This is a genomic window from Maricaulis sp. (assembly GCF_039978735.1).
GTDB lineage: Bacteria > Pseudomonadota > Alphaproteobacteria > Caulobacterales > Maricaulaceae > Maricaulis.
This window is the reverse complement of sequence record NZ_JBDWAS010000053.1, coordinates 1-12,929: the sequence shown is the minus strand read 5'-3', so window position 1 is coordinate 12,929 and position 12,929 is coordinate 1. Positions and strand designations below refer to the sequence as shown.

Here is a 12,929-nt window from a genome sequence, read left to right as displayed (position 1 = left end):
GGAACCAGTTCTTCACCGTGTCCTGGTTGGCCTGGTTGAGGGCGCCCATGCGGAACAGCACGCCGGCCCCCCAGATCACCACCATGGCGGTGAACACCATGCCGAGGGTCGAGCCGATGATCTCGATCATGCCGATATCCTGGGGCAGGCGGACCAGCATGATGAAGGGCGTCCACAGCGGGATCCAGCTGGCGATCGCGACGATGGGCGAGTCGGGCGCATCGATGGCCATCATCACCAGGAAGAGCGGCATCATCATCACCAGCATCATCGGGCTCATCAGCGTCTGGGCGTCCTGGATCGTCTCGCACAGCGAACCGATCGCCAGGAAGACCGCGCCATACATCAGATAGCCGACGATGAAATAGCCGATCGCCGGGCCCAGCAGCGCCGGATCGAACAGGGCGGCCAGGATTTCCGCTGCCGGAATATCGGCTGCGGCCATCAATTGCTGGATCGCCAGACCGCCGATCGAGGCGAGACCGCCCCAGAAGATCAGCAGCGTGGCGGACACGGCCGCGACGCCGAGCAGCTTGCTGGTGAGGATTTCATGATGCCGGGCCGAGGCCAGCATCATTTCCAGCACCTTGTTGCCCTTCTCCTCGATCATCGCGGTGAGCAGCATGTTCACCACCGAGAAGATCACGATCCAGAGGCCGAAGGCGGTCGCCACGCCCATCACGATGGGCAGGCGTTCGCTTTCGGTGACTTCCGCGGCCTCGTCGGTCCGTTCCGGATTGAGCTCGCGCACCACCGGTTCGAGGTCTTCGGCGGCCTCGATCAGGGTCGGGTCGACGCCATTCTCCACCAGATGCCGCAAATGCATGTAGTCACGCAGCGCGTCGCGGATATCGCGGCGCAGGTCGCGGTCGGTGAGATTGGTGCTCCAATAGGCCATCTCGACACGGCCCGGCACGGGCTCGCTGAGGAAGATGGCGGCGAAGAGCGGCTGCGGGCCGTCGGCCGTTTCCAGCTCGGCATCGCCGGTCAGATAGGGCCGCAGCGCGTCGAGATCGGTCGTGCCGGCATCGACACGGATATAGCCGTCATCCTCCAGCTGGACCGACTGGTCCAGTGCGGCCTGGATTTGCGGATTGTCGCCCAGCATCTCGCTGGCCGCCTGCCGGACCCGTTCCGCTTCGTCGGCGCGGGACTGGCCGATCTGCTCGAACACGGCCTCTTCCAGACGGCCGCCGGTCTCGTCGACCAGCACGTAGTAGCGGGTCGGCTGGGAGTTCTCGATCAGGATCGGCATGCCGAAGCCCAGCGCCATGAAGAGCGGCACGGAGAGCAGCGACAGCCAGAAGCCCCAGGTCGCGACATAGGACAGGAATTCGCGGCGGGCGATGAGATAGATATTGCGCATCAGACGGTCTCCGCTTCCGGGGCGGCGGCTTCGCGGCCGACGAGATGGACAAAGGCATCGTGCAGATGGGCGCGCACCGGTTCGAACCGGGTCAGCTTCACATCGGCATCGACACAGGCCTTGAGAATGTCCTGGGCATCGACGCCGGGACCCAGATCGACGATCCAGACCTCGTGTTCGCCCTGGGTCTCGCGGTGAACCTCGCCCTTGCCGGCCAGTACCTGGGAAAGATCATGATCGGAGACGATCTCCAGCGTCACGCGCCGCGGCACCTGGCCCAGCGCTTCCGCGACGGTGCCGTCAAAGGCTTTCCGGCCCTTGGCGATCAGCACGATCTTGTCGCACAGGCGTTCGGCGTGCTCCATCACATGGGTCGAGAACAGCACGGTGCGCCCGGCCTCGGCCTGGCGGCGCACCACCTGCTCCAGCGCATACTGGTTCACCGGGTCGAGACCCGAGAAAGGCTCGTCCAGAATGATGAATTCCGGCTCGTGCACCAGGGTCGAGATGATCTGGACCTTCTGGGCCATGCCCTTGGACAGGGTCTTCACCTTGCTCTCGGCGACTTCGGCGAGGCCGAATTCCTCGAGCATCTGCAGGCCGCGGCGGCGGGCCTCGGCGGGGGCAACGCCCTTCAGCCGGGCGAAGAAGACGATCACATCGATCACCTTCATCTTGCGATAGATGCCCCGCTCTTCCGGCAGGAAGCCGACGCGGTCGAGCGCTGACGGGCGCGGCGGGCCGCCGAACAGCGAAACCGTGCCGCGATCGGGCGTGAGAATGCCCAGCGACATGCGCAGGCTGGTGGTCTTGCCGGCGCCGTTCGGCCCCAGGAAGCCGGTGATCTGGCCGCGTTCCACGGAAAAACTGACATCGCGGACGGCGGGCTTGCCGTTGAACGTCTTTGAAACGCCGTCCAAGGCGAGAATGGTCTCTGACATGATGCCCCTCAGTATCGTGTCCTGCGAAACTAGAGGTGCGCCGCGCAGTGATCCACCGGTATTGAACAGCAAAACGTCCCTCCCGGCCCGGTCCGCTGCCGGGCGGGCGGCTGCAGCGCGGTCTTGGCCCCCACCGCTCGCGGGGCGATAGTGAGCGCTGCAAGACAGTCGGGGAGATCATGTCCATCGAGCCGGAAACAGCCAGATCGCGGCTTCTCGTGCTGCGCGAGGAATTGCGGGATCTGTCCGCGGCCGCGCGCGAGGACCGGCAGCCCGTGGCGCTCGACCAGCAATCGGTCGGGCGGCTGTCACGCCAGGATTCCCTGCAGGTGCAGGCGATGGCCAAGGCGGCCGAGGCCCGGCGGGCGCAGGAAATTCGTCGCATCGACGCCGCGCTCGAACGGCTGGACAATGGCGAATATGGCTGGTGCGTGGAATGCGGTGAAACGATCGAGGCGCGGCGGTTGGAGATTGATCCGGCAACGCCGCGCTGCGCCGGTTGTGCTTAGAGCATTTTCAGCAAAAGTGGGAACCGGTTTTGCGGTTCGAAAATGCGACCACTCAAAAACCAGAGCTATGCCGCACGGCCCGGAACGAGGAAGACATGTCTGCACTTTCGCCCACTCTGGATATCGAAACGCCGCGCCAGGCGATGGCGGACACCACGCGCTGCCAGGTAGAAAGCCTGCTGGACGATGACACGCTGGCGGCGGCGCGTGCGGCTATCGATACGGTGCCGCGCTGGACGCTGGTGACCAAGCTCAATGGCCGCCATATCGATCTCGATTCCGCGGCGATGGGACAGCAGTCTCCGGTCCAGAAGGCCGAGTTCCAGCGCCATGTCGATGCCGAGGCCCGGCGCGGCTTCGGCTATCTCTACGACACCTACTCGATCTACGACAAATGGCACCGCGGCGAGCTGCGCCGGGAAGTGCCGGCGCTGTGCGACCTGTTCGAGCTGATCAATTCCGACCGCTTTCTCGATCCCATGCGCACCATCCTCGACGCGCCGGACATTGCCTTCGCCGATGCCCAGCTGACCCGCTATACGCGCGGCCATTTCCTGACCACGCATGATGATGGCGTGGCCGGCAAGAACCGGGTCGCGGCCTATGTGCTCACCCTGTCCGATGGCTGGAAAAAGGGCTGGGGCGGGTTGCTGGAATTCTACGGCCCGGACGGCAGCGTTGAGACCGCCTTCGTGCCGCGCGGCAATACGCTGTCGATGTTCAAGGTGCCGCAACCGCACGCCGTGACGCGTGTCGGCGACAAGGTGCGCGCCGCGCGGGTCTCGATCACCGGCTGGCTGCGCACCGGCACCGACCCGGGACCGGGCGGCAGCTAGGACGCCGTGCCCTTCGTGGCATAGCCGGCGCCGCGGATCAGCGTTTGCAGGGCGTCGTCGCCGGGTGAGGCGAGCTTGAGGAGTTCGGCAAAGGGATCGCCGCCCAGGCCCAGCACCCGGGCAAAGGCCGGTTCGGTCTTCAGCCCGCCGGCCTTGGCGGTGCGGATATCTTCGCGAAACCGGTCTTCGGCCAGGTTCAGAAGGCGATCCTCGGCCAGCCAGTGGATATAGCTTTCATGGGTTTCCACCGGGCGGCAACGGCCGAAAATCTCCACCGGCATGCCCTCCAGTGTCAGCCGGGCGATCACCGAGGCTTCACCGGCATGTTCATTGTCGGCGACGGCAGCACCGGGAAAAGCGGCGATCAGGGCGTCGCGGAAGACGGCGAGATCGGGTCCGGCCGTACAGGCGACATCGGCATCGGCGTCCGGTCCGTGCACATCCAGCGGGATCGAGCCGACCCAGCGCGGATCGAAGGGCGCAAGTCGGCCGAACACGTCCGCGCGGTCAAGTATGGCGCGCGCATCGCGCAACGCAAGAATGTCGCAAGGCATGGAACGCCTTTCTCCCGATTATGCCCTAGTGTCAACGTCATTGCTGCCAGGCGGGCAGTGCAGGATGCGGGAGGGTTTCAAATGCGTGCCATTCTGATTGCAATGGTCTGGCTGGGGGCGGGGCTGGGCCTGCTCTCGGCGCCGTCGAAGGCGAGCGAGCCGGACGAGGTTCTCGCTGCACTTGGCTGGCTGGAAGGGTGCTGGACCGGGCCCGGTTTTGCGGGCGAGATGTCGGAGTGCTGGATGCGCACGGCATCGGGCGAACTGGTCGGAGCCTTCCAGTACAGCGCCGACGGCGCGCTGCAATTCTCCGAAATGCTGATGATCGGCCACAATCCCGACGGCGCTTTCGGCTATCATGTGAAGCACTTCAATCGCGACTTCACCGGCTGGGAAGAAAACGGCGAACAGGTGAGTTTCGAGTTTCTTGCGCTGGACGGGGATCGCGTGATCTTCTCGGGCCTGGTGCTGGAGCGCGATGGCGAGACGGGGCTGAAAGCCTTTCTCGACATGCGCCGCTCCGACGGGCGCGTGGAAACCGTGCCCTTCCATTTTCACAGGATGGAGTGATGGGGTTTTACGACGAACGCATCCTGCCCAACCTGATCGCCTGTGCCTGCGGCGCGCGGCCGATCGAGAAACATCGCCGCGCCATCGTGCCGCAGGCCGAAGGCGTGGTGCTGGAAGTCGGGCTGGGATCGGGCACGAACCTGCCCTTCTACGATGCCGCCCGCGTTGAACGGGTGATCGGTGTCGAGCCGTCGGCGGGCATGCGGGTGAAGGCGCGCCGGGCCATTGCGCGGCAGGCTGTGCCGGTGGAATTGCTCGACGCGCCCGGCGAGGCCCTGCCGCTGGACGATAACAGTGTCGATACCGTGCTGTTGACCTTCACCCTGTGCACCATTCCCGACGCGCCGGCCGCGCTCGCCGAGATGCGGCGGGTGCTGCGGCCGGGCGGGCGGCTGATCTTCCTGGAACACGGTCTGGCGCCGGATGCCGGCGTCGCGCGCTGGCAAAGACGCGTCGAACCGGTCTGGAAGCGGATCGGCGGCGGCTGTCATCTCGCCCGCCCGATGGACCGGCTGATCGCACAGGGCGGGTTTCACATCGATACGATGGATGCCGCCTATACACCGCGCACGCCCCGGATCGCGGGCTTTGTCTATCGCGGCCTCGCGCACTAGGCAGGGCCTGCCCCTGACCCGCTACCGGCTCAGTTGCGCGGCGACAGGGCCAGCGCGGTGAAGGCGGCGCCGAGGGCCAGGATGAGCGGCGAGAAATAGACCGCGTTGAGGTGGGCGAAGGGTTCGGCGGCCTGCGTGAACGGGCCTGGGATATAGGTCACGGCGCCGCGCAGCAGGAAAATCAGGGCGAGGCCCGCCAGCGGGACGCGCAGCAGGATCAGCGAGTCCCAGGCCAGCACGCCGCGTGCGAAGGCGAAACTGCCGGCGGCAAAGATCAGGGCTGCGACGACAAGCGTCAGTCCGGCCGGCGGCATGACGCCGCCATGCGTGCCGATCACGGTGCGCGACAGCGCCGCTGCATTGTCGGCCGGCCAGAGGCCGCCCAGTCCCCAATAGACATGCAGACCGGCCGTTGCCGACAGGGTGATGAAGCAGAACCAGCCCAGAACCGTATGCATGATATCCCCTTCCGATCCGGCAGGCTGCATCATGCGCAACGGGGGCCAAGCGGGAAGCGGTCACATCGTCGCGCCGCTTCCCGGGATCCGTCAGTCGAGTGCCTTGACGATGCTCTCGACCATTTTCTTGGCGTCGCCCAGCAGCATCATCGTGTTGTCGCGGAAGAAGAGCGGGTTCTCCACCCCGGCATAGCCGGATCCCAGCGAGCGTTTCACGAAGAAGACCGTGCGGGCCTTCCAGACCTGCAGGACGGGCATGCCGTAGATCGGTGAGCCGGGATCGTCCTCGGCGGCCGGATTGGTGACGTCATTGGCGCCGATCACGAAGGCGACGTCGGCATTGGAGAAGGAGGAGTTGATATCCTCCAGCTCGAACACCTCGTCATAGGGCACCTGCGCCTCGGCCAGGAGGACGTTCATGTGGCCCGGCATGCGGCCGGCGACCGGGTGGATGGCGTAGGAGACCTCGACGCCTTCCTCCTTCAGCATGTCGGCCATTTCCTTCAGCGCGTGCTGCGCCTGGGCGACGGCCATGCCATAGCCCGGCACGATGATGACCTTGCCGGCATTCTTCATCACGAAGGCGGCGTCGTCGGCCGAGCCCATCTTGGCATTGCCCTGCGGACCGGCATCGCCGGACGCGGCACTGTCGGCGCCGAACCCGCCCAGGATCACCGAGATGAAGGAGCGGTTCATGCCCTTGCACATGATGTAGGACAGGATCGCACCGGACGAGCCGACCAGCGCACCGGTGACCAGCAGCGCGGTGTTCTCCAGCGTGAAGCCCAGCGCCGCGGCGGCCCAGCCGGAATAGGAGTTCAGCATCGACACCACGACCGGCATGTCAGCGCCGCCGATCGGGATGATCAGCGTGATGCCCAGCACGAGGGCCGCGAGGGTGATCAGCCAGAAGGCGAGTTTCGCGTCGCCGCCCGAGGCCATCAGGAAGGCGATCATCAGGGCGATGAAGACGCCGATGGCGATGTTCAGTATGTGCCGGGCGGGCAGAATGATCGGCGCGCCAGACATGTTGCCGTTCAGCTTGGCAAAGGCGATCACCGAACCGGAGAAGGTGATGGCGCCGATCGCCGTGCCCAGCGACAGTTCGAACAGGGAGAGCTGTTTGAGATTGCCCAGCGCGTCGGCGATGTGGAAGGCGTTCGGCGCGTAGAGCGCGGCCGCGGCGACCAGGACGGCCGCCATGCCGACCAGCGAGTGGAAGGCGGCGACCAGTTGCGGCATCGCCGTCATCGGCACACGCCGTGCGATCACCGCGCCGACACCGCCGCCGATGGCGATACCGGCCACGATCAGCACCAGAGACAGCGCATCCAGGTCGACGGCGAGCAGGGTGGTGACGATCGCCAGCGCCATGCCGGCCATGCCGAACAGATTGCCGCGGCGGGCGGTTTCCGGGCTCGACAGGCCGCGCAGGGCCAGGATGAAGAGAATGCCGGAGAGGAGATAGAGGAGGGCAGCCAGATTGACGGACATGTCTAGCGCTCCTTCTTCTTGTACATGGCCAGCATGCGCCGGGTGACCAGGAAGCCCCCGAAGATATTCACGCTCGCCAGGATGATGGCGACAAAGCCCAGCCCGCGCGAGAAGCCCGCACCGCCGCCGGACGCGGCCTGGCCTGCGACCTCGCTGCCGGCCGTGGCTGTCGCCGCCAGAAGCGCGCCGACAATGATGACCGAGGAAATGGCATTGGTGACGGCCATCAGCGGCGTGTGCAAGGCCGGGGTCACCGACCAGACGACGTAATAGCCCACGAAGACCGCCAGGACGAAGATCGCCAGGCGGAAGATGACGGGATCAACGGCTTCCATTGAAACCTCCAATTTGGCTCCGGCCGAAGAGCAGAACAGCGCCCGTGAGAAGGGCTGCAATGCCTGCGGCATACGTAACAAGTCGGGCGTCGGCGCTGAGGCCGGCCTGGCGGCCGTATTCGTCAAGGGGTTCGGCCGCCAGCAGAGTTCCGGAGAACGCGCCCAGGAACAACAGCATCACTCCAGACACGATGACAATGGCCGCCAGCCACGCCATCACATTGCGGAGGAATGCGAAAATCACGCGCCTTCCTTCACCAGGCTGGGATGCACGACGGCACCATCCTTGGTCAGCGCCATGCCCTGGATGACTTCATCGTCCCAGTGCGGCGCCTTCTTGCCCTCATCGTCGACGAGCAGCGGCAGCAGGTTGGCGAGGTTTTTCGCGTAGAGCGCGGAACTGTCGGCGGCGAGCCGGGCCGGCAGGTTGGCGAAGCCGGCGATCTTCACGCCCTTGTGCTCGACCACCTCGTCGGCCTTGGTCAGCTCGCAATTGCCGCCCGTGGGCGCAGCCAGGTCGATGATCACCGAACCGGGCTTCATGCTCTCCACCATCGCCTTGGAGACGAGCTTCGGTGCCGGGCGTCCGGGGATCAGGGCGGTGGTGACGACCACGTCCTGCTTGGCGATGTGGCTGGCGATCAGCTCGGCCTGTTTCGCCTGGTATTCCTTGGACATTTCCTTGGCATAGCCGCCAGCCGTCTCGGCCTGCTTGAATTCCTCGTCCTCGACCGCGATGAATTTCGCACCCAGCGAGGCGACCTGTTCCTTTACCGCCGGACGCACATCCGTGGCGGTGACAATGGCGCCGAGGCGGCGGGCCGTGGCGATGGCCTGCAGGCCGGCAACACCGACCCCCATGACGAAGGCCTTGGCCGGGGCGACCGTGCCGGCCGCCGTCATCATCATCGGGAAGGCGCGGCCATAGAGCTCGGCGGCTTCGATCACCGAACGATAGCCGGCGAGATTGGCCTGAGAGGACAGGGCGTCCATCGCCTGGGCGCGGGTGATGCGTGGCACGAATTCCATCGCCAGCGCGTCGATCCCGGCCTTGGCGAGGGCCTCGGCCCTGGCGGTATTGCCGTGCGGTTCGAGATGGCAGACGAGCAGCACGCCCTTCAGCTTGGCGAGCGTGGCCTCGTCGGGCGTGCGCACACCGAACAGCGCCTCGGCGCCCTTCAGCGTTGCCGCTGCCGTGCCGATCGTGGCACCGGCCTCGGCAAAGGCGTCGTCCGGAATGGCCGCAGCCACGCCGGCGCCTTTCTCGATGGCGACCTCATGGCCGGCGCCGACGAATTTCTTGACAGTTTCGGGGGTCGCGGCCACGCGGGTCTCGCCCGCATGTCGCTCCTTCAGAATGGCAATTCGCATGGTCTCCCGCCGCTTTTTGGCTTGTTTGCGGCGAGCATGGTCGAATTCTTCCCGAAGGGGAAGGCCTGCAGAAAAATTTCTTTGTGCAGTGCAGTATAGCGCTGCCGGCGGGGCAGATTTAACCGCCGAGCGCGAGGCTGAAGAGCTGCACCACGCCGCCGCAGACCAGTCCGAACACGAACAGGCCGCCCACGGTCACATACCAGCTCATCTTCATCTGCAGGACGAGGCCGGCGATCACGCCGACAATGGCCACGCCGATCAGCGAGGCGAGCCAGTCCATGCCGACCGCAAAGGCGAGCGTGAGGTAGAGCACCGTCACGCCGGTGAGCAGTGCGCCCCAGGTGCTGACGGCCATGAAACCGTCGAACGTGGACTTGTGCTGGGAAATGTCCATCTCGCCGCGAACGTGATCAGCCGCCATTGCTGCAACCCCTGTCAAAAAGATGCCATGTAACCGAGCGGATAGCACGCGTTGCGCGCCCCGCCAAGATGCGGTGCTGCCGCCGGGGGCGGGTGCCATGCCCGGCGTGACACCTGTCATGTCCGATCGGTGAGACCTGTTTCTGCCGCAAGGGCGGCTGCAGCGCGAGAGTGGCTCCGGATACGAACACCGGAGCCCTCTCATGACCGATGATTTCAAAACCCAGCTGCAAGGCGTCAAGGACCAGTATTATCTCGATGCCGGCGGCGGCATTTCCCTGCCCGTGGCCGGCGCCATCTACTGGATCGCCCTGGCCGTGCTCAGCCGCTACCTGCCGCCAGCAGACTGGGCGCTGACCGCCGCGGCCCTGTCCGGCATGATCTTCCCGCTGGGCCTCCTGTTGCAGAAACCCCTCGCCTCGCCCTTCATGAAGTCGAAATCGCCGATCGCCGGGGTTGGCCTCCTCTCGGTGATGTCGATCAACATGCTCTGGCCGGTCCATTTCATCGTTCTGGGCATCTCGCCGGACGCCGCCCCGCTCAGCCTCGCCATCGGCATGACGCTGCACTGGCCGGTCATCGGCTGGACCTATGGCAGCCGCGTCTGCCTGATCCACGCCATCGTGCGCGTCGCCGCAGTGACCGTGCTCTGGTACGCCTTCCCGGAAGGCCGGTTCGACGTACTGCCGCTGACCGTCGCTGTCCTCTACCTGCTGGCGGCGGGCGGGATGCGCTGGGAACTGGGCCGTTTGCGCCGTAAGAAGGGCCTTCAAGCCAGCGCGATGACGGAGCAGCCCGCGTGAATCCACGCCTGCAGAACGTGAAGACACAAGGCCGGTGGTGGCGGCATCTCTCGCCCCACCGGCCCTGGATCTATCTGGTCTATCTGGTGCTGCCGTTTGCGCCCTGGTTCTACGGCGTACCGGCCGGCGAGACCCTGGCCGTCACCATCATGGCGACGGCGCTTTTCCTCTGCCTCTTCGTCTTCGCCATGATCCGCCGCGACTGGACCAGCCTGCCGGCGGCGCTGGCGGTCCAGCTGCTGGGTTTCTGGCTGCTGACGGTCAATCCGGGCGCCGCGGTCTATCTCATCTTTGCCGTCGCCATGATGGCGCGCATCCGCGACCGGAAGTGGCAGCGCATCGGTCTCGCCGCCTGGCTGATGGCCCTGGTCGCCGGCTGTCTGATCAGCGGGGTGCCCGTTCTCTACGGTCTGGCCTATCTCGTCTTCGGCGCGATCATCGCGGCGGCGACGGCCTGGTCGGCCCGCAGCGAGGAACGCGAGGCCGTGCGCGAGGAGATGGAGGCCGATGCCGCCGCCCGCGCCGTCGAGGCCGAGCGCCAGCGCATCGCCCGCGACCTGCACGACCTTCTGGGCCACACACTGTCGGTCGTCACGTTGAAGGCCGACCTCGCCAATCGTCTCTTCGACGCCGACCCGGAGCGGGCGCGGGCCGAGCTGGCCGCGATCCAGCAGATCGGCCGCGATGCCCTGGCCGAAGTGCGCGAGGCGGTCACCGGGCTGCGGGTGCGGCCACTGGCCGAGGTCGCCGGCGAGATCGCCGGCCGTTTGCGCGATGCCGGGCTGGACGTGGCCCTCGATCTGGCGGACGACACAGCCCTGTCCGACTTGGCCGCGGGGGCGTTCGGCATGGTGGTGCGCGAGGGCGCGACCAATGTGCTGCGCCATGCCGGGGCCCGCCGTGTCGCCATCTCCCTGCACAAGGACGAGGCGGGACTGGTGCTGACCCTGGCCGATGACGGCCGCGGCGGCGCGCGTTTTGCCGGCGGCGGTCTGGACGGGCTGCGCCAGCGGCTGGCCGAGGCCGGCATGACGCTTCACACCGCACGCGGGCTGGACGGACGCGGCAGTGCCCTGCGCGCGGTCTGGCCGGCGGGCAAGGGGGACACGGCCTCATGATCGATATCGTCATCGCCGAAGACCAGACCATGCTGCGCGACGCGCTGGCGACTCTCCTGTCGCTGGAAAGCGATATCGCCGTGGCCGGCACGGCAGCGACCGGCCGCGAGGCGCTGGACCTGGTTCGCCGTCACGAACCGGCCGTTCTCGTCACCGACATCGAAATGCCCGGTCTCACCGGTCTGGAACTGGCGGCCCAGCTGCGCCGTGATGGCGCAAGGACGCGTGTGCTGATCGTCACCACATTCGACCGGCCCGGCTATCTGCGACGGGCGCTGGAGGCCGGCGTCAGCGGTTACCTGCTCAAGGACACGCCCTCGACCGAGCTCGCAGAAGCCGTGCGCCGTGTGGCCGCGGGCGAGCGGGTCATCGCGCCCGGTCTGGCCGAACAGGCCTGGAGCGAGGCCGATCCGCTGACCGATACCGAGCGGCGCCTTTTGCGTCTGGCCGAAGCCGGCATGGACAGTCCCGCCATCGCCGAGGCCGAGGGGCTGGCACGGGGCACGGTGCGCAATTATCTGCACAGCGCGATTTCCAAACTGGGCGCGGCCAACCGGATCGAGGCCGCCCGGCTCGCGCGCGAGCGCGGCTGGTTGTGAGCTGGCACTACGCTTGCTAGCTTTCCCGTCAAGGGAGGGCGCCGCCATGAAAATACCGTTTGCCGTCTGGTCAGCCGTGATCGCCCTGGCCGTCTATGGCGCGCTGGTGGCGCTGGCCTATCGCGATTTCGGCTATCTCGATCCGCTGCCGCAACGCGCGCTGCAGATCGGCGGCGTCTGGCTGGCGCTCGTCGTTCTGGCGGCCATCTTCGGTGCCCTGAAAAACACCTTCACCTCCCGCCCCGCCGACATCCCCACAGACGTCGCCCAGGAGCTGGATTCGCATCCGGAATAGGGTGGGTGTCTGTACTCCATAAACCGTCATCCTGACGAAAGTCAGGACCCAGATCGCAAAGCGATATTTTGACTGGAAGGCTCAGCTCCTGCCGGGCCGTCATGAGGGGTAAGTGCGAACTCGCGACGACCCAGCCCTGTGAACTGGGCCCTGACTTTCGTCAGGGTGACGGTGATCGTTATGCCACCAACTCTAACCATTTTTCCCGGCCACCCGCTTTCGCGGGCGCAGGCTTCAGCCTGCGCAGGCAGGCTGAAGATCCGGGATCGACCGAGGGTGATTTCAAGCGGTGAGCCTCCCGTGGATCCCGGCGCTTCGCCCGGCCTTCGCCGGGCGTCCGGCCGGAAAAAGGCGTAGGGTGATGGAGGAGGTTGTCGCTTCAGCTCCCCCTCTCCCTCACACACGCTCAACCCAATTTCCCCGGACATGTTCCGGGGCCTGCCGAACGGGCCGGCTTCGCGCTGCTCGCGATGTCTTGCCCCTCAACCAGACCCCGGAACAGGTGTTCAGCCCGGGGACATCATTAACGGGTGTTCGGAGACATGGTTGACACCTTGTGGCTTGGATTTCGTCTCTTGGACAGGAGGCGGCGATGGTCTGGCGCGAGGTTTGTGCGATGGATGAGCGGCGGGAGTTTGTGCGT

Annotated in this window: 17 protein-coding genes; 8 read left to right on the top strand and 9 right to left on the bottom strand. The window is 66.1% G+C overall.

The features are described 5' to 3' along the window. Positions 1 to 1,366: ABC transporter permease (locus ABJO18_RS16120; RefSeq protein ID WP_348516010.1), on the bottom strand; the 1,366-nt coding region annotated here is incomplete at its 3' end. Then, entirely contained in the window at positions 1,366 to 2,307 is a 942-nt protein-coding gene (locus ABJO18_RS16115) for an ATP-binding cassette domain-containing protein (RefSeq protein ID WP_348507292.1), read from the bottom strand. The genes ABJO18_RS16115 and ABJO18_RS16120, both read right to left, overlap by 1 nt. A 179-nt stretch (positions 2,308 to 2,486) precedes the next feature. Between ABJO18_RS16115 and ABJO18_RS16110 the strand changes: the two genes are divergently transcribed. Both ABJO18_RS16110 and ABJO18_RS16105 read left to right on the top strand, forming a co-directional pair. Continuing rightward, on the top strand, positions 2,487 to 2,816 hold the full coding sequence (locus ABJO18_RS16110) for a TraR/DksA C4-type zinc finger protein (RefSeq protein ID WP_348507293.1): 330 nt from the start codon (positions 2,487 to 2,489) through the stop codon (positions 2,814 to 2,816). Positions 2,817 to 2,911: 95 nt separating this feature from the next. Next, a complete protein-coding gene (locus tag ABJO18_RS16105; RefSeq protein WP_348516009.1) occupies positions 2,912 to 3,652 on the top strand; it encodes a 2OG-Fe(II) oxygenase family protein in 741 nt (246 codons plus the stop codon). On the opposite strand, the gene ABJO18_RS16100 is transcribed toward ABJO18_RS16105, so the two are convergent. Continuing rightward, the gene (locus ABJO18_RS16100; RefSeq protein WP_348508375.1) at positions 3,649 to 4,206 is read right to left on the bottom strand and encodes a DUF4269 domain-containing protein; all 558 of its coding nucleotides are present in this window, start codon (positions 4,204 to 4,206) and stop codon (positions 3,649 to 3,651) included. The two genes, ABJO18_RS16105 and ABJO18_RS16100, sit on opposite strands and share 4 nt — an antisense overlap. An 81-nt stretch (positions 4,207 to 4,287) precedes the next feature. Here ABJO18_RS16100 and ABJO18_RS16095 point away from each other — a divergent pair, with 81 nt between their 5' ends. Both ABJO18_RS16095 and ABJO18_RS16090 read left to right on the top strand, forming a co-directional pair. Next, positions 4,288 to 4,776 (top strand): DUF6265 family protein, encoded by a 489-nt coding sequence (locus tag ABJO18_RS16095; RefSeq protein WP_348508376.1) that lies wholly within the window; start codon positions 4,288 to 4,290, stop codon positions 4,774 to 4,776. Further along, positions 4,776 to 5,390 carry a class I SAM-dependent methyltransferase gene (locus tag ABJO18_RS16090; protein WP_348508377.1) on the top strand — a complete coding sequence of 205 codons (615 nt, stop codon included), beginning with the start codon at positions 4,776 to 4,778 and terminating at the stop codon, positions 5,388 to 5,390. Before ABJO18_RS16095 ends, ABJO18_RS16090 begins: the two co-directional genes overlap by 1 nt. Positions 5,391 to 5,419: 29 nt before the next feature. On the opposite strand, the gene ABJO18_RS16085 is transcribed toward ABJO18_RS16090, so the two are convergent. From ABJO18_RS16085 to ABJO18_RS16060, 6 genes are all read right to left on the bottom strand, one after another. Continuing rightward, positions 5,420 to 5,848, bottom strand: coding sequence for a DUF3995 domain-containing protein (locus tag ABJO18_RS16085; protein ID WP_348508378.1), 429 nt, complete (start codon positions 5,846 to 5,848; stop codon positions 5,420 to 5,422). 90 nt (positions 5,849 to 5,938) lie between these two features. Then, a complete protein-coding gene (locus tag ABJO18_RS16080; RefSeq protein WP_348508379.1) occupies positions 5,939 to 7,342 on the bottom strand; it encodes an NAD(P)(+) transhydrogenase (Re/Si-specific) subunit beta in 1,404 nt (467 codons plus the stop codon). 2 nt (positions 7,343 to 7,344) lie between these two features. Further along, positions 7,345 to 7,677, bottom strand: a complete 333-nt coding sequence (locus ABJO18_RS16075; protein WP_271186975.1) for a proton-translocating transhydrogenase family protein — start codon at positions 7,675 to 7,677, stop codon at positions 7,345 to 7,347. Further along, positions 7,664 to 7,921, bottom strand: coding sequence for a hypothetical protein (locus ABJO18_RS16070; protein ID WP_348508380.1), 258 nt, complete (start codon positions 7,919 to 7,921; stop codon positions 7,664 to 7,666). Before ABJO18_RS16070 ends, ABJO18_RS16075 begins: the two co-directional genes overlap by 14 nt. Further along, positions 7,918 to 9,048, bottom strand: coding sequence for a Re/Si-specific NAD(P)(+) transhydrogenase subunit alpha (locus tag ABJO18_RS16065; RefSeq protein WP_348508381.1), 1,131 nt, complete (start codon positions 9,046 to 9,048; stop codon positions 7,918 to 7,920). The genes ABJO18_RS16070 and ABJO18_RS16065 overlap by 4 nt, the downstream gene beginning before the upstream one ends. A gap of 118 nt (positions 9,049 to 9,166) precedes the next feature. Beyond that, positions 9,167 to 9,472: an aa3-type cytochrome c oxidase subunit IV gene (locus tag ABJO18_RS16060; protein ID WP_348508382.1), complete on the bottom strand. Its 306-nt coding sequence runs from the start codon at positions 9,470 to 9,472 to the stop codon at positions 9,167 to 9,169. 202 nt (positions 9,473 to 9,674) lie between these two features. Here ABJO18_RS16060 and ABJO18_RS16055 point away from each other — a divergent pair, with 202 nt between their 5' ends. Genes ABJO18_RS16055 through ABJO18_RS16040 form a run of 4 tightly spaced genes read left to right on the top strand, consistent with a single transcriptional unit; the run spans position 9,675 to position 12,286 of the window. After that, complete coding sequence (locus ABJO18_RS16055) at positions 9,675 to 10,274, top strand: hypothetical protein (protein WP_348508383.1); 600 nt, start codon at positions 9,675 to 9,677, stop codon at positions 10,272 to 10,274. Further along, on the top strand, positions 10,271 to 11,392 hold the full coding sequence (locus ABJO18_RS16050; protein ID WP_348508384.1) for a histidine kinase: 1,122 nt from the start codon (positions 10,271 to 10,273) through the stop codon (positions 11,390 to 11,392). The genes ABJO18_RS16055 and ABJO18_RS16050 overlap by 4 nt, the downstream gene beginning before the upstream one ends. Further along, positions 11,389 to 11,991: a response regulator transcription factor gene (locus tag ABJO18_RS16045; protein ID WP_348508385.1), complete on the top strand. Its 603-nt coding sequence runs from the start codon at positions 11,389 to 11,391 to the stop codon at positions 11,989 to 11,991. Before ABJO18_RS16050 ends, ABJO18_RS16045 begins: the two co-directional genes overlap by 4 nt. Before the next feature lie 46 nt (positions 11,992 to 12,037). Continuing rightward, positions 12,038 to 12,286, top strand: a complete 249-nt coding sequence (locus ABJO18_RS16040) for a hypothetical protein (RefSeq protein WP_348508386.1) — start codon at positions 12,038 to 12,040, stop codon at positions 12,284 to 12,286. Positions 12,287 to 12,929 lie beyond the last annotated feature (643 nt).